15 protein-coding genes, 1 tRNA gene and 1 pseudogene are annotated in these 15233 nt (G+C 67.6%); 14 read left to right on the forward strand and 3 right to left on the reverse strand.

Annotation, left to right across the window (positions count from 1 at the left end; translation table 11 throughout):
- Window positions 1–123 precede the first annotated feature (123 nt).
- The 3 genes from STVA_RS09190 (at window position 124) to STVA_RS09200 (ending at window position 1344) form a co-directional block, all read left to right on the forward strand.
- Window positions 124–315 carry a hypothetical protein gene (locus STVA_RS09190; RefSeq protein ID WP_123688940.1) on the forward strand — a complete coding sequence of 64 codons (192 nt, stop codon included), beginning with the start codon at window positions 124–126 and terminating at the stop codon, window positions 313–315.
- A gap of 329 nt (window positions 316–644) precedes the next feature.
- On the forward strand, window positions 645–863 hold the full coding sequence (locus tag STVA_RS09195; protein WP_123688939.1) for a hypothetical protein: 219 nt from the start codon (window positions 645–647) through the stop codon (window positions 861–863).
- On the forward strand, window positions 856–1344 hold the full coding sequence (locus tag STVA_RS09200) for an MgtC/SapB family protein (RefSeq protein ID WP_197735828.1): 489 nt from the start codon (window positions 856–858) through the stop codon (window positions 1342–1344). The genes STVA_RS09195 and STVA_RS09200 overlap by 8 nt, the downstream gene beginning before the upstream one ends.
- Before the next feature lie 79 nt (window positions 1345–1423).
- On the opposite strand, the gene STVA_RS09205 is transcribed toward STVA_RS09200, so the two are convergent.
- Entirely contained in the window at window positions 1424–1780 is a 357-nt protein-coding gene (locus STVA_RS09205; RefSeq protein ID WP_197735829.1) for a DUF6481 family protein, read from the reverse strand.
- Window positions 1781–2151: 371 nt separating this feature from the next.
- Between STVA_RS09205 and STVA_RS09210 the strand changes: the two genes are divergently transcribed.
- The gene (locus STVA_RS09210) at window positions 2152–2361 is read left to right on the forward strand and encodes a cold-shock protein (RefSeq protein ID WP_123688936.1); all 210 of its coding nucleotides are present in this window, start codon (window positions 2152–2154) and stop codon (window positions 2359–2361) included.
- 99 nt (window positions 2362–2460) lie between these two features.
- On the opposite strand, the gene STVA_RS09215 is transcribed toward STVA_RS09210, so the two are convergent.
- The gene (locus STVA_RS09215; RefSeq protein ID WP_123688935.1) at window positions 2461–2847 is read right to left on the reverse strand and encodes a RidA family protein; all 387 of its coding nucleotides are present in this window, start codon (window positions 2845–2847) and stop codon (window positions 2461–2463) included.
- A gap of 137 nt (window positions 2848–2984) precedes the next feature.
- A tRNA-Gln gene (locus STVA_RS09220) sits at window positions 2985–3058 on the reverse strand.
- A 269-nt stretch (window positions 3059–3327) separates the two neighbouring features.
- Between STVA_RS09220 and STVA_RS09225 the strand changes: the two genes are divergently transcribed.
- The 10 genes and pseudogenes from STVA_RS09225 to STVA_RS27900 all read left to right on the forward strand — a co-directional run bounded on the left by STVA_RS09225 (window position 3328) and on the right by STVA_RS27900 (window position 15187).
- Window positions 3328–4221: a Ppx/GppA phosphatase family protein gene (locus tag STVA_RS09225; RefSeq protein WP_245978253.1), complete on the forward strand. Its 894-nt coding sequence runs from the start codon at window positions 3328–3330 to the stop codon at window positions 4219–4221.
- Window positions 4218–4946: an RlmE family RNA methyltransferase gene (locus STVA_RS09230; RefSeq protein ID WP_123688933.1), complete on the forward strand. Its 729-nt coding sequence runs from the start codon at window positions 4218–4220 to the stop codon at window positions 4944–4946. Before STVA_RS09225 ends, STVA_RS09230 begins: the two co-directional genes overlap by 4 nt.
- Window positions 4947–5020: 74 nt before the next feature.
- Window positions 5021–6481 (forward strand): IMP dehydrogenase, encoded by a 1461-nt coding sequence (guaB, locus tag STVA_RS09235; RefSeq protein ID WP_123688932.1) that lies wholly within the window; start codon window positions 5021–5023, stop codon window positions 6479–6481.
- A gap of 12 nt (window positions 6482–6493) precedes the next feature.
- A complete protein-coding gene (locus tag STVA_RS09240; protein ID WP_123688931.1) occupies window positions 6494–7804 on the forward strand; it encodes an RsmB/NOP family class I SAM-dependent RNA methyltransferase in 1311 nt (436 codons plus the stop codon).
- Window positions 7801–8343, forward strand: coding sequence for a GNAT family N-acetyltransferase (locus STVA_RS09245; protein WP_123688930.1), 543 nt, complete (start codon window positions 7801–7803; stop codon window positions 8341–8343). The genes STVA_RS09240 and STVA_RS09245 overlap by 4 nt, the downstream gene beginning before the upstream one ends.
- The gene (gene guaA / locus STVA_RS09250; protein WP_123688929.1) at window positions 8340–9887 is read left to right on the forward strand and encodes a glutamine-hydrolyzing GMP synthase; all 1548 of its coding nucleotides are present in this window, start codon (window positions 8340–8342) and stop codon (window positions 9885–9887) included. The genes STVA_RS09245 and guaA overlap by 4 nt, the downstream gene beginning before the upstream one ends.
- 227 nt (window positions 9888–10114) lie before the next feature.
- Window positions 10115–11127: pseudogene (locus tag STVA_RS09255) on the forward strand (IS630 family transposase); the annotation flags it as partial.
- A 445-nt stretch (window positions 11128–11572) separates the two neighbouring features.
- Window positions 11573–12583 carry an AAA family ATPase gene (locus tag STVA_RS09260; protein ID WP_123688928.1) on the forward strand — a complete coding sequence of 337 codons (1011 nt, stop codon included), beginning with the start codon at window positions 11573–11575 and terminating at the stop codon, window positions 12581–12583.
- A gap of 52 nt (window positions 12584–12635) precedes the next feature.
- Complete coding sequence (locus tag STVA_RS27895) at window positions 12636–13967, forward strand: S8 family serine peptidase (RefSeq protein ID WP_197735830.1); 1332 nt, start codon at window positions 12636–12638, stop codon at window positions 13965–13967.
- Entirely contained in the window at window positions 13898–15187 is a 1290-nt protein-coding gene (locus tag STVA_RS27900; protein WP_338092740.1) for a S8 family serine peptidase, read from the forward strand. Before STVA_RS27895 ends, STVA_RS27900 begins: the two co-directional genes overlap by 70 nt.
- Window positions 15188–15233 lie beyond the last annotated feature (46 nt).

Consider the following 15233-nt stretch of genomic DNA (forward strand, 5'->3'; position numbering starts at 1 on the left):
CGCCAAAGGCTGTCGGGCAACGGTCAATCGCCGGCACCTGAAAACGTGATCGGTGGCGGCCCTTTTCGGTTGCTGGCGGCGCATTACCTGTCAGCCGTGGGGGGCAAACCCATGAGGTGCAACATGATCCGCCTCGCTCTCGCGGCCGCCCTGTCCCTGCTGGTCGCCGCCTGCAACACTGTCTACCCCACCGCCGGCAACGTGGCCGCGATCGACCCGGAATGCGCCCAGGCGACGCCGGGCAACAGCCTGCCCGGTTTCCGCTGCACCGGCGACTATACCGGCGATGCGCAGAACACCGGCCGCGGCCGTTAGGGCGCCTGCGGGCGGTCAGGGTCCGACGATCGGCGTCTGATGATCGGCCGGGGCGCCTGGGAACGGGCGGCCCGGCCGGACCCCCGAACGCAGGAAAGGCCGCCCCTTTCAGGGCGACCTTTCCAAGGTCGGACCGGTAACCGGCTCCACCTTCGGCTCCAGGCTTGCACCTGGTCCGAAGCGGTCCTCATCGGACCCCGGATCGACGCCTGCCGCGCCGCCGACTGCATAAAGAACGGCTCGCCGCGCCGAAAAGTTCCGGCCGCCAGGAAAAATTCTTAGCCGTTGGCGACCGGGAACGGCCATGCACGGCCGGCGTTGGCGCACGCATGAATACCACCGATGTCGAGCAGAGATTTCGCCGCGCCGATGGCGCCGACGGCAGCTTCTGGATGGCGCCCGCGGTGCCTGCGGGGGATCGCCGGGCGGCGCGCAGCGCCTGGGTCGCGCTGACGGCCGCGGTGCTGGCCACGGCCGCCCTGGCCACGGTGGCCCTGACCACCGATGCCTTCACCTCGGTGGTGGCCCTGGCGTCCGGCCATGCGTGATCCTGCCCTCTACGAGGTGATGTCGATCGAGCCGGAGATCATCGCCGCACGCCTGGCGGCGGCGCTGGTTCTGGGCGGCTGCATCGGCCTCGACCGGGAATGGCGGCAGAAATCGGCCGGCCTGCGCACGCACATGATGATCGCGCTGGCATCGGCGACCTTCACCCTGCTGGCAACCGAACTGCATCTGGACGCGGCCCTGGCCAATCCGACAGGCACGACCGATCCCGTCCGCATCATCGAAGCGGTAACGGCCGGCGTGGCGTTCCTGGGGGCAGGGGCGATCTTCCGCGGCGGGCGAACCGTCGAGGGCATGACCACCGGTGCCGGGATCTGGCTGGCGGGCGCGCTGGGGCTGGCCTGCGGCGCCGGCTACATGATGCTGGCGGGGATCGCCGTCGTGGCCGCGATCATCGTGCTGACGATCCTCGGCCGCATCGAGCACATGGCCAAGAAGGCGGCGGACAAGGCCGCTGCCTGAGATCCTGGGCTGAATTCCGGGGCAGGGGCCGCTCGGCGCGTCGCCGCCCGTGGACGGCGACGCGGGGGCCGGCCGGCAGCTAGCGCTGGCGAGCCTTGCGCGCGGCGTACTTGGCGTCGCGCTTGGCCTTCTGGTCGATCTCAAGCTGTGCTGCGTGCTCGGCCGCGGCGATCTTGGCCAGGCGCTGGGCTTCGGCGTCGGCCTTCTCGGCCTCGATCCGCGCCGCTTCCTCGCGCGCCTTCTCCTCGGCCAGGCGGGCAGCCTCGGCTTCCTTGGCGGCACGCTTTTCGGCCTGACGGGCGTCGCGCGCCCGGTCTGCCTCGTCGCGCGCGGCTTTCCGGGCAAGGAATTCCGGATCGTTGGAGGGCGACTTCGCCCGGGCTCTTTCGAGAAGTTCCTGCTTCGCCTTCGCGGCCGAACTCAGCCGGTCGGCCAAGCTCGTCTCCTTACCTCTCATATGCTCCAGCCTCGTGGGTCAGGGTATGGCCGGATCCGTCGATGTGGATGCCGGTGGCGCGCCATGGCGAATCCATCGGCGCCGGGGCCGGTCCGATTCATCATGCGCTGCTTCCCTATTCAAGCAGATTTCAATGAAGTTGTGGGGGCGGTACGAAGAAAAAAGGGAAATCCCTTTCAATTGGCCGGCCCGCGTGCCATATCCGCACTATCGAATGTCGCTTTGGTTCGGTCCCACTCTCCGCGCTGGACAATGTCCCGCCGGGACCATGCTCGATCCTCTCCGAAAATTTGATCGCGTCGCCGCTCCGTGCGGCGTGAATATGCGTGACTTGTGGAAGTATACGACTAATGGCTATCGGAACGGTTAAGTGGTTTAACGGCCAAAAGGGCTATGGTTTCATCGCGCCGGAAGACGGCGGCGCGGACGTGTTCGTGCACGTCTCGGCGGTGGAGCGTTCGACGCTGGGCGCCATCCATGAAGGCCAGAAGCTGAGCTTCGAGCTGGAGCGGGACACCCGCAGCGGCAAGGTCTCGGCCGGACAGCTCCAGGCCGCCTGATCGGGGCTGGAGGCGGGGGCCGGCAATCCGGTCCTTGCCCCCTCCGAACGGGAGACCAGTGCTACGAAAAGGGGGCTTCGGCCCCCTTTTTTGTTGCCGTCAGGTCGCGGCCAGGGCGATGCAGGCGAAGCCCACCTTCGCGTCGGTGGGAACGCCGAACTGCACGGTATGCCGAGCCGGCAGGTCGCCGGGAAAGTGCTTCAGATACTCCGCATTGCATTCGGCATAGTCGGCCGGATCGGTGATCAGCATCGTCATCTGCACCACGCGATCCAGGCTGCTTCCAGCATCGGCGAGGACCTGGGCGATGATTGCCAACGCACCGCGGACCTGCTCGGCAGCGGTTTCGCCGCGATGGATTCCGCCTGCCGGGTCGTGCGGCGCCGTTCGCCCGGAAACGAACACGAAGCCGCCCGCACGCGTCGCTGCACTGTAGGGGCGGTTGGAGCCCGCCTCGGGCGGTCCCAGAAAATCGATCGTCGACATCAATCGCTCCCGTGAAAGCCGTTGCGCCGTCCAGTTTGCAGGAACGTGGTCGAGTTTGCAGGAACCGGACGCGCAAACCCAGTTGCCAGCCCGAATGGGGCAGGACAACCGCTTTTCGTCGACTGCTTCGCGGAGATTGGCTGGGGGACTAGGATTCGAACCTAGACTGGCGGAGTCAGAGTCCGCTGTCCTACCGTTAGACGATCCCCCAAGACCGGATCGGCGCTGTCACCGGGCTCGCTCGGCCCCGATCAGCGTGGGCGCGGCTTCTAGCACAAGAGATTCCATCAGGGAAGAGTTTCCAGGCTTGGGCTTCCTGGAACCTGCGGGGTCGGATATCCTGCCGGCCAAGTGACAGTGTCAATCGCAAGCTTTCCAATAGCGCCACCACCCGCGCACTCGGTCGTCTATGCCGCGCTGGATCTCGGCACCAACAATTGCCGGCTTCTCGTCGCGCGGCCGGCTTCCGGGGGATTCCGGGTGCTGGACGCCTTTTCGCGCATCGTCCGCCTGGGCGAGGGGCTGGCGCGCACGGGCGCGCTCTCCGATGCGGCGATGGACCGCACCATCGCAGCCCTGGCCGTCTGCGCGCAGAAGGTGCGCAGCCGCCGCGTCGACCATCTGCGGGCGGTCGCGACCGAGGCGTGCCGGCGGGCCAGCAACTGCGGCCACTTCCTGGACCGCGTGCGGGCCGAGACGGGGCTGGAGATCGAGACGATCCCGGCCTCGGAGGAGGCCCGCCTGGTGCTGGCCGGCTGCGGCCCGCTGCTCGATCCCCATGCCGCCCGCGCCCTGCTGTTCGACATCGGCGGCGGCTCGACGGAGCTGCTGTGGGTCGGGCTGGAGGGGCGGGAGCCCGAGATGCTGGGCTATGCCTCGCTGCCGATGGGGGTGGTCACGCTGGCCGACCGCTATGGCGGCCGCGAGGTGTCGCCCGACCTCTACTACGCCATGCGCGACGAGGCGACTTCGGCCCTGGCCCTGTTCGACGACGAGCACGGCATATCGGACTGGATCCAGCGCGGGCGGATGCAGATGCTGGGCAGCTCCGGCACGGTCACGACGCTGGCCGGTGTTCATCTGGAGCTGCCGCGCTATAACCGCTCGCTGGTCGATGGCATCGTGCTGGACCGGACCTCGATCGACGCGGCGTCGGACCGCCTGCTGGCGATGGACTATGCCGGCCGCGCGGCCCATCCCTGCATCGGGCCGGAGCGCGCCGACCTGGTGCTGGCCGGTTGCGCGATCCTGTCGGCGATCACCGGGCGCTGGCCTTGCCCGCGCCTGCGGGTGGCCGATCGTGGCGTGCGCGAGGGTATTCTCTATGGGCTGATGGCCCGCAACGGCCGGCGCGGCAGGATGGGCAGGACATGACCGGCGAACGCAAGGGCGGCAGCGGCCGCGGTGCCCGCGGGCCGACCGTGCGCGGTACCTCTGGGCGGGGCGCGCGCGACCCGGCGGTGCGGGTGCGGGCGGCCGGCCGCACCACCTCGCAGCAGCGCTGGCTGACCCGCCAGCTCAACGACCCCTATGTGGCGGCCGCCAAGCGGGAAGGCCTGCGCTCGCGCGCGGCCTTCAAGCTGATCGAGCTGGACGAGCGGCTGAACCTGCTGAAGCCCGGCATGGCCGTGGTCGACCTGGGGGCGGCACCCGGCGGCTGGACCCAGGTGGTGGTCGACCGGGTGAAGGGCGGGCGGGTCGTGGCGCTCGACATCCTGCCGATGGGCACGCTGCCGGGTGCCGAGACGATCGAGATGGATTTCCTCGACGCCGACGCGCCGGCACGCCTGCGGGCGGCGATGGGCGGCGGCGCCGACCTCGTCCTGAGCGACATGGCCGCGCCCACCACCGGGCACGGGCCGACCGACCATCTGCGCGTCATCGGCCTGGCCGATGCCGCCCACGCGTTCGCCCGCGAGGTGCTGAAGCCGGGTGGCGCCTTCGTCTGCAAGGTCTTCCAGGGCGGCACCGAGCGCAATCTGCTGACGGCCCTGAAGAAGGACTTCGCCGTGGTGCGCCATGTGAAGCCGCCGGCCAGTCGCGCCGACTCGGCCGAAGTCTATGTGATTGCCCAAGGCTTTCGCCGGGAGCAGGGCTGACCTGCACCGGACGCGCTTTCCTTCACAAGGCCGATGTGTATTATGCGCCGCCTTATCCGGGTAGGGGAGGCGGCATGGACATCCGTGATGGACTCACTTTCGACGATGTTCTGCTGGTTCCCGCGGCCTCGTCGGTGCTTCCGGGCCAAGCCCAGACCCGCACCCGGCTGACCCGCACCATCGAACTCGGCATCCCGCTGGTCTCGGCCGCGATGGACACCGTCACCGAGTCGAGCCTGGCCATCGTCATGGCGCAGTCGGGCGGCATCGGCGTCATCCACAAGAATCTCGGCATCGAAGCCCAGGCGAACGAAGTCCGCAAGGTCAAGAAGTTCGAGGCCGGGATGGTCGTCAACCCGGTCACTGTCGGCCCGGACGAGACGCTGGCCGATGCGCTGCGCCTGATGGCCGACCACAAGATCTCGGGCTTTCCCGTGGTGGAGCCCGGCAGCAAGCGGCTGGTCGGCATCCTCACCAACCGCGATGTCCGCTTCGCCAAGGACCCCGGCCAGCGCGTGGCCGAGCTGATGACCAAGGATGGGCTGATCACGGTGACCGAGGGCGTCACCCGCGAGGAAGCCCAGCGCCTCCTGCACGAGAACCGGCTGGAGAAGCTGCTCGTCGTCGACGAACAGCGGCGCTGCATCGGCCTCATCACCGTCAAGGACATGGACAAGGCCGCCCGCCACCCGGATTCGGCCAAGGACGCCATGGGCCGCCTGCGCGTGGCGGCTGCCACCGGCATCGGCGACGACGGCGTGGCGCGGGCCGAGGCGCTGTTCGATGCCGGGGTCGATGCCCTGGTGGTCGACACCGCGCATGGGCATTCCGAGGGCGTGATCGAGGCGGTGCGCCGCATCCGCCGCCTGTCCAACTATACCCAGCTCATCGCCGGCAACATCGCCACGGCCGAGGGCGCCAAGGCGCTGATGGATGCCGGCGCCGACGCGGTCAAGGTCGGCATCGGCCCGGGTGCCATCTGCACGACGCGCATGGTGGCCGGCGTCGGCGTGCCGCAGCTCACCGCCATCATGGACGCGGTCGAGGTGTGCCGGCGCGAGAACATTCCCGTCATCGCCGATGGCGGCATCAAGTATTCGGGCGACCTTGCCAAGGCGATCGCGGCCGGGGCGGAATGCGCCATGGTCGGCGCCCTGCTGGCCGGCACCGACGAGGCCCCGGGCGAGGTGTTCCTGCACCAGGGCCGTTCCTACAAGTCCTATCGCGGCATGGGTTCGATCGGGGCGATGGCCCGCGGTTCGGCTGACCGCTATTTCCAGCAGGAAGTCCAGCAGACGCTGAAGCTGGTGCCCGAAGGGGTGGAAGGGCAGGTGCCCTACAAGGGCCCGGCCGCGACCGTGCTGCACCAGCTCGTGGGTGGCCTGAAAGCGGCCATGGGCTATACCGGCAGCCGCACCATCGCCGACATGCACCAGAACTGCCGCTTCCTGCGCATCACCAACGCCGGCCTGCGGGAGAGCCATGTCCATGACGTCACCATCACCCGCGAGGCGCCGAACTATCGGCCGATGTAAGGCGGAGCGCGCTTGACCCCCGCCGCCCGCATCGCCGCCGCCATCGAGCTCGTCGAACGCATCGAGGGATCGCGCACGCCGACCGACGCCATCCTGGCCGACTATTTCCGCGAGCGCCGCTACATCGGCTCCAAGGACCGGGGTGCCGTCTCCGAGACGGTCTATGCCTATCTGCGCCGGCGCGGCCAGGTCGACTGGTGGATCGCCCGCCAGGGCTGGGGCCGGGTCGGCACGACGCCGCGCGCCCGCATGCTGGGCCTCTTGATGCTGGAGCGCGGGGCCGACGCGGGCGAGATCGCCCACCTGTTCGACGACGGCCCCTATCACCCCAGGCGGCCCAACCCGGACGAGCAGGGCATCGTCCAGGCGCTGGCGGGCTATCCGATCGGCCACCCCGACCAGCCGGCCTGGGTGTCCGCCAACTATCCCGAATGGCTGCACCCCCGGCTGGAAGCGCAGTTCGGCACGACCGTCGCCGACGAGATGGCGGCGCTGGACGTGCCGGCCCCGCTCGACCTGCGCGTCAACGCGCTGGCCGGCAGCCGCGATGCGGCGATCACGGCGCTCGCCCGCGACCAGATTCGCGCCGTGCCGACGCAATGGTCGCCCTGGGGCCTGCGGCTGGAGAAGCGGGTGGCCTTGCAGACCGTGGCTGCCTGGAAAGCCGGCCTGGTCGAGGTGCAGGACGAGGGCTCTCAGCTTGTAGCCATCCTGCTGGGCGCCAGGGCTGGCATGCGCGTCGTCGATTTCTGCGCCGGGGCGGGCGGCAAGACGCTGGCGATCGCGGCCGGGATGGAGAACAAGGGCCAGATCATCGCCTGCGACACGTCGGCCAAGCGGCTGGACGGGGCGACGCTGCGCTTGCGCCGGGCGGGCGTCCACAATGTCGAGCGCCGCCTGATGGAGAGCGAGCGCGACAAGTGGGTGAAGCGCCATGCCGGCGCCTTCGACCGCGTGCTGGTCGATGCGCCCTGCACCGGGACGGGCACCTGGCGCCGCAACCCGGACGGCCGCTGGCGCCTGTCCGAGCAGGACATCGTCGAGCTGGTCGACCTCCAGGGTCGGATCCTCGACAGCGCGGCGCGGCTGGTGAAGCCGGGCGGGCGGCTGGTCTATGCCACCTGCTCGATCTTGGCCGACGAGAACGAGGCGCAGGTCGACCGGTTCCTTGCCGCCCATCCGGGCTTTCGCGTGGTGCCGCCGGCCGATGCCTGGCCGGCCGACCTGCCCAATCCGGCGGCCGAGGGGCCGTACATGCGCCTCACTCCGGCCCGCCACGGCACCGACGGCTTCTTCGCGGCCTTGCTGGAGCGCGGCGTGTGACCATCCGGGTTCGACCAGCCGAGCCCGACGACGCGGCCGCGATCGCCCGGGTTCAGGTGGCGACCTGGCGCAGCGCCTATGGCGGGATCTTCCCGGCCGCCTATCTCGACAACCTGAACGACATCCGCATCGCCGCCGGCTGGGCCGAATCCGTCGTTCGCGCCGCCCACCTGACGTTGGTGGCCGAAGACGACACGCTGGCCCGCGCACCCATCGTCGGCTTCGCCCATGCCGGGCCGGGGGAGCCGGCTGGCATGGGCGAGGTCTTCACCCTCTATGTCGTGGCCAGCCACCAGCGCCGGGGCATCGGCCGACAACTGCTGGCCGCCATGTCCGCCCTGCTGGCGGCCGACTATTCCAGCCTCGTGATCCGCGTCCTGGTCGAGAACGCGCCGGCGCGCGCCTTCTACGCCCATCTGGGCGGTACCCAGGCCGACACCCGCCGCCTGCATATCGGCGGGCGCGAGATCGACGAGATCGCCTATATCTGGCCGGACCTGCCCCGACTGTCCGCCGCCCTTGCCGGAGCTGCTCCATGACCGACCGCGTGCTGATCCTCGATTTCGGCTCCCAGGTGACCCAGTTGATCGCGCGGCGGGTGCGCGAGAGCGGCGTCTATTGCGAGATCCACCCCTTCTCCATCCCGTTCGAGCGCATCGCCGAGATGGCGCCGCGGGCGATCATCCTGTCGGGCGGCCCGGCCTCGGTGACGGAGGCGACCACGCCGCGGGCGCCGCAGCAGATCTTTGAGATGGGCGTGCCGATCCTCGGCATCTGCTACGGCCAGCAGGCGATGTGCGCGCAGCTCGGCGGCGAGGTCGAGGGCTCCGACCAGCGGGAGTTTGGCCGCGCCATGGTCGACGTGACCCAGGATTGCACCCTCTTCACCGACACCTGGGTCAAGGGTGCGCGCGAGCAGGTGTGGATGAGCCATGGCGACCGCGTCATCCGCCTGCCGCCCGGCTTCCGCGCGGTCGCGACCAGCGAGGGCGCGCCGTTCGCGGTGATTGCGGACGACGCGCGTCGCTTCTACGGCACCATGTTCCACCCCGAGGTGGTGCACACGCCGCACGGCGCCCAGCTCCTGCGCAACTTCACCCACGGGGTGGCCGGCTGCCGCGGCGACTGGACGATGGCGGCCTTCCGCGCCCAGGCGATCGAGCGCATCCGCGCCCAGGTCGGGTCCGAGCGGGTAATCTGCGGCCTGTCGGGCGGCGTCGACAGCGCGGTGGCCGCCTTGCTGCTGCATGAGGCGATCGGCCCGCAGCTCACCTGCATCTTCGTCGATACCGGCCTGTTGCGCGCGGGCGAGGCCGACGAGGTGGTGGCGCTGTTCCGCGGCCACTACAACATCCCGCTCATCCACAGCGACGCGGGCGACCTGTTCCTCGGCAAGCTGGCCGGCGTCTCCGACCCCGAGGTGAAGCGCAAGACCATCGGCGGCCTGTTCATCGACGTGTTCGAGGCAGAGGCGAAGAAGATCGGCGGGGCGGATTTCCTGGCCCAGGGCACGCTCTATCCCGACGTGATCGAGAGCGTGTCCTTCACCGGCGGCCCGTCCGTCACCATCAAGTCCCACCACAATGTCGGCGGCCTGCCGGCGCGCATGAAGATGAAGCTGGTGGAGCCGCTGCGCGAGCTCTTCAAGGACGAGGTGCGGGCGCTGGGCCGCGAGCTCGGCATGCCCGACAGCATGGTCGGCCGCCACCCGTTCCCGGGCCCGGGCCTGGCCATCCGCTGCCCCGGCGAGGTGACGCCCGAGAAGCTGGAGCTGCTGCGCAAGGCCGACCGCATCTATCTCGACGAGATCCGCCAGGCCGGCCTCTACAACGAGATCTGGCAGGCCTTCGCCGTCATCCTGCCCGTGCGCACCGTCGGCGTGATGGGCGACGGCCGCACCTACGACTACGCCCTGGCGCTCCGCGCCGTCACCTCGACCGACGGCATGACCGCGGACTCCTACCCCTTCACCCACGAGTTCCTGTCGCGCACGGCGACCCGGATCATCAACGAGGTGCGGGGGATTAATCGGGTGGCGTACGACGTGACGTCGAAGCCGCCGGGGACGATCGAGTGGGAGTGAGAACTATCGCCCTGTGAGGCTACAGGAAGCTCGCTTGATAGCCGGTTGCCATCAGGGAAACATGCGCTGCCAATGGCGGCCTCACACCAAGTCCGGCCTGCCGTGGCTCATGCGGGGGATTCCGCTCGGTCCCAAGTTCTGCTTCAAGGTTGGCGAACGGTTGGGAGTTCGCTATGGCGGCTGCGATCGGGTTGCGCAGGGACTAGACGGGGCGGTGCTTCGGGGGGCTGGCAAGGCGCTCGGAGGACGCCGGCCAGGCACGTCGGCGCCTGGCCCTGTCGGCGATCTACGACGGCAGTAGCCGCGGAGACGCGGCGAAGCTCGGCGGGGTCGGGCTGCTGACGGTGGGGGACTGGGCGCTGGCGTTCAACGCCGACGGTCCGGATGACCTGATCGACCGCAAGGACGGCGGCCCCTCTTCGAAGCTGTCAGCCGAGCAATGGGGGAAGGTGGCCCGGCTGGTTGAGGCCGGGCCGATGCCGGCGGTTCAGGGGGTGGCGCGCTGGCGGCTGATCGACTTGGCGCAGTGGATCCACGAGATCTTCGGGGGCAGCCTGTCGGAGCAGACGATGAGCGAGCGGCTGCGGGCGATGGGTTACCGCAAGCTGTCGGCCCGGCCGCGCCACCACGCCCAGGACCCGCAAGCCGGGGAGACATTCAAAAAAAGTTCCCCGCGCTCCTGGCGCGCCTCGCGCGCAAGAAGGCTGCCGAAGCCCCAGGCGGGATAGAGGTCTGCTTCCAGGACGACGCCAGGGTTGGGCAGAAGAACGGCATCACCCGGCGCTGGGCACGGCGCGGCACCCGGCCGAGCGCGCCGCACGACCAGCGCACGAAGTCGGCCTACATCTTCGGCGCGATCTGTCAGGCCGAGGGCAAGGGGGCGGCCCTCGTCCTGTCGCGCTGCAACGTGCCGTCCATGCAACTCCACCTGGCCGAGATCAGCCGCACCGTCTCTCCCGGCGCCCATGCCCTGCTCTTGATGGACCAGGCTGGATGGCACCTCTCCGATCGGCTTGCCGTCCCGGCTAACATCCCGATCGCGCCGCTGCCGGTCAAGCTGCCGGAACTGAGCCCGGTCGAGAACGTCTTGCAGTTAATGCGCGACAACTGGCTATCCAACCGCGTCTTCCGCTCCTACGACGACATCCTTGACCACTGCTGCCACGCCTGGAACAAGCTCATCGATTGGCCATGGAAGATCATGTCCATCGGACTGCGAGCATGCACGCATCGGTCATGATTGGCCGCAATTGGTATGCCTCGATGTCGGTGATTCCGAAAGGGAGCACCGATTGGACGCGCCGGCCTCGGCCTTCGCTCTTTTCGATCTGCGCGCACAAGGACCCTGTGGCGGGCTCGGGCCCCAAGCTTCTTGTTGACCTGCGGGAACCGGTCCGGCACCATGTTCGTGATTTGTTCTAGTTTTGCGATGAGAGAGCCAAGGCTCGTCGCGATGTCGGCCATCGAATCTGCCAGCGCCGGAAAAGCTCGTCGTAGGGCGCCCGGCTGGGCGACCACTGGAGCTTTGCGTCCCACGGCTCGAAAGAATGGTTAGGAAACTCTGTGGTAGAGAGGAAACGGTGGCACTTTTGGATGGGCTCCGATAGCTTCGGCGAAGCATGCGGCAACCGAAAGTATCTGAGCGGGCAATAGTATAGCGGGCCCAACCAAAGAAGGAGGCGAGCATGTCGACTAAGCAAATTCTCGCACTCCTGAACTCGCATATCGACGGGGATGAGGACCAGTTCCTGTCGATCGCCTTGCAGATCGCCGCTCAGGAAGCTCGTCAGGGCCGTCCGGAAGACGCTGAGAAGCTGAAACGGCTTGTCCAGAAAGCGCGTGAACAGAGAATGACCGGCAAACCTGCCGGTGGCCAGACCCCGATCCCGCTCGCGCGGCCGCGTGGCGAGTTGCAGGGCCTCGTCGAGAGCGCCTATCCCAAGCTTGTGCTCTCGACCATGGTGCTCTCCGATGAGATCGCCAAGCGGCTGGGACGCGTTGTCCGCCAGCAGCAGGAGCGTGCGACCTTGCGCGAGCACGGACAGACCCCCGCCACGCACATGCTCCTCGTTGGGCCGCCCGGAACGGGCAAGACGATGACGGCCTCGGCCTTGGCCGGCGAATTGCGGCTTCCACTGTTCACGGTACGGCTCGAATCGCTGTTCAGCCGGTTTTTGGGCGAGACCGCGGGCAAGCTGCGCCTGCTCTTCGACCAGATTGCGCAGACGCGCGGCGTCTATCTGCTTGATGAGTTCGACGCGATTGGTTCTCGCCGAGGCGACCCGAACGATGTCGGCGAGATACGACGGGTTCTGAATTCGGTGCTGGCCTTCATGGAGGAGCCGAATTCGACGGACAGTCTCGTGCTGGCCGCGACCAATCATGTCGAAATTTTAGACGAAGCCCTAGCGCGCCGGTTCGACGAAGTGGTCGAATATACACTGCCGGACGCGGCGTCCGCGCGGGCCGTCCTTGTACGCCGGCTTGGCAAGTTCAAGCTGGCGCCGAAGGCGTGGCCCGGGATTGAAAGTGTGCTCGAAGGGTTGAGTCAGGGCGAACTAGTCCGCGCGGCCGATGCAGTCGTCAAGGATGCCATTCTGGAAGGCGCCTCGAAGGGGTCGCCCGATGCCTTGCGCGATGCGCTCGAAAATCGACAGACTTTGAAGGGAAAGTTCCGTCGCCAACCCGGCCGTTAGGCAGGCTCCCCCGAACGGATCGAATGGAACTCGAATGAAGAAGTAGGAGCCTATGGCGGAGCCCGATAATTTCGACACGAGAGACCGTGCGCATATCTCGATCGATGTCTTTCGTGAGACCGCAGCCTATACTTTCCCCTCCCGCAATCGGGAACGCAAACCCCTTCGTGGAGATTATGCGGCGCATGCGGCGCAGCTCCTCGACCAGCTCGCGGCGGCGCTGGGGACCGTTCCGGCTGCCGCTGTCGACCCGCGCCTGTCCGTACAGGGGCTGAAATCCGGTACGGTTGTGGAGGTCACGACGCTACCGCCGGCGGAAGGCTCGCGGGCCAAGGCCGTGAAGGTGCCGGCGGCGCTGGAATTTCCCACACAGGACGTTGTGATCCTGCGATCGGAGCGTAACGAGAACCGCACCGAAAGCGCCTTGGTATTCGTGCCGGACGATGCTCGCGCCTTCCTGCGCAATCGCATCACTGACTATGGCCTCGATCCCGGCAATCAGAGACGCCCCGATGTCGAGCGGTTTGAGGTGATCGAGGAAGTCAGGGCGGTCGAGGCCGTATCGCTGTTCACCGGCGAGGTGGATCTGATCGCGCCGGATATCCTCTGGTGGGAGCTGTGGGTTCGCCAGCCGGTCGCGCTAGCGGATCGCCTGGTCGTGGCGGCGCGCAACGCGAACATCGATGTGCACGGCGATCGCCTGATCTTTCCCGATACGACGGTCGTCTTCCTTCACGCGGCGGCTGCGGCGGTGGCAGCGTTCGCGGCGCGCGTGCCAGGCGCCATCACCGAAATTCGCCGCGCGACGGGGACGATCGAGCCTTTCCTCAATTGCGGGGAGACCGAGCTTGGACAGCATGACTGGGTGGAAGAGCTGGCGCAACGCGTGAGCCCGCCATCCCCTGACGCTCCGGTGGTCTGTACGCTCGACACGGGCGTCATGGCGGCTCACCCCTTGATTGCGCCCGGCCTGCGCGGTGCTTGGGCTTACGATCCTGCCTGGGGTGCGGACGATCACGAGCCGCACGGTGGTCATGGCACACCGCTTGCCGGGCTCGTTCTTTACGGCGACCTCGAAACTTTGATGAACAATGCGGGTCCTGTCGAACTCACCCATGGCGCGGAATCCATGAAGCTGCTGCCGCCTGACGGGTTTCCGCCAACAAAGCCGCCCAGTTACGGCGTGGTGACCCAAGGCGCCGTGAGTTCGGTCGAGATCGAGCGCCCCCTGTGGTGCGGAGCTTTTGCATCGCGACGTCCACGACCGATTTCCCTCCGAGCCGGCCATCGACTTGGAGCGGTGCGATCGACCAGATCGCGGCGGGTGCGATGCCAGGCGAGGCTGATGACGCCGTCCCGGCCGCGGAGCGCCCCAAGAGGCTGATCGTCGTTGCCACCGGGAACGTTTCTGGTGGCATGGCGGTGGACGTCCTGCCATCGCAGCCTTTGGAAGACCCATCACAGAGCTGGAACGCCCTGACCATTGGCGGCTTTACGCGGAAGGAGCAGCCGCCGGCACCGCCGCCAGTATTGCAAGCCGCAGTCCCGGCCAATCACCGCAGCCCGTTTAGTCGTGGATCACAGTCGCTGCCCGACGACCTGACGCCGATCAAGCCGGAAGTGTTGTTCGAGGCCGGCAACATGATGTCGGACGCGACCGGCTTCTGCGGTTGGCACTCGGCCGTCTCCCTCTTGTCGGCCGGCTCCGATGTCGCGGCTGAACCACTCGTCCCGTTCAGGGCAACGAGCGCTGCCGTCGGCATGGCCGGAAACTTCATCGGCCGCCTCCAAGCGGCTCGGCCGGACCTTTGGGCCGAGACGCATCGCGCGCTCACCGTGGACTCGGCCCGATGGCCCGAGCCGATAAAGAAAAGGTTCATAGGCACTGGGGCCCACTGGAAGACCGGGAAGGCGGCCACAAAGGGCAAGAGGCAGGAGATGCTTCGCGAATTCGGGTACGGCGTGCCGGACATCGAGCGAGCGATCCTGTCGGCGCGCAATGACGCCACGCTGGTCGCCCAAGGCGAGATTCAGCCCTACGCGATCGGTTCGGACGGCCGGACGGGCGTGTTCAATGAGATGCATTTCTACGATCTGCCTTGGCCGAAAGCAGCGTTGGAGAAACTCGAGAACGAGATTGTCACCATGAAGGTGACCTTGTCGTACTTCGTTGAGCCGAACCTGGCGGGCAAGGCGGCTACCCGACCGGACACATATCGCTCCTTCGGGCTGCGGTTCGACATGAAGAAGCGTACCGAGACGGCATCCCGCTTTCGTAGCCGGATTTCCGCGAGCCAGGCGAAGGACGGCACCGAAGCCGATGGCGAGGCCAGTTGCTGGCTTCTGGGCCCAAAAGCTATCCAGGCGGGATCATTACATTGCGACCTGTGGCGCGGCAGGGCAATCGAGCTGGCGGGGCACGACGCGATCGCAGTCTATCCGGTTGGCGGGTGGTGGAAGTCGCACGTTGGCCAAAAGCGAGTGGCTGACAAAGCGCGGTACGCTTTGGTCATCTCGATCTCTGCGTTAGGGCAAGAGATCGATCTCTACAGCGAGATCAGTACGCTTGTTGAGAACAAGGAGATCGAGGTGGTGCTCGGATAGGGCGTCAATTCCGAATGGAAACGGGGGGATGAAAGTGCGGAGTTAT

The sequence above is a fragment of the Stella humosa genome, from assembly GCF_006738645.1.
GTDB classification, from domain to species: Bacteria; Pseudomonadota; Alphaproteobacteria; order ATCC43930; family Allostellaceae; genus Allostella; species Allostella humosa.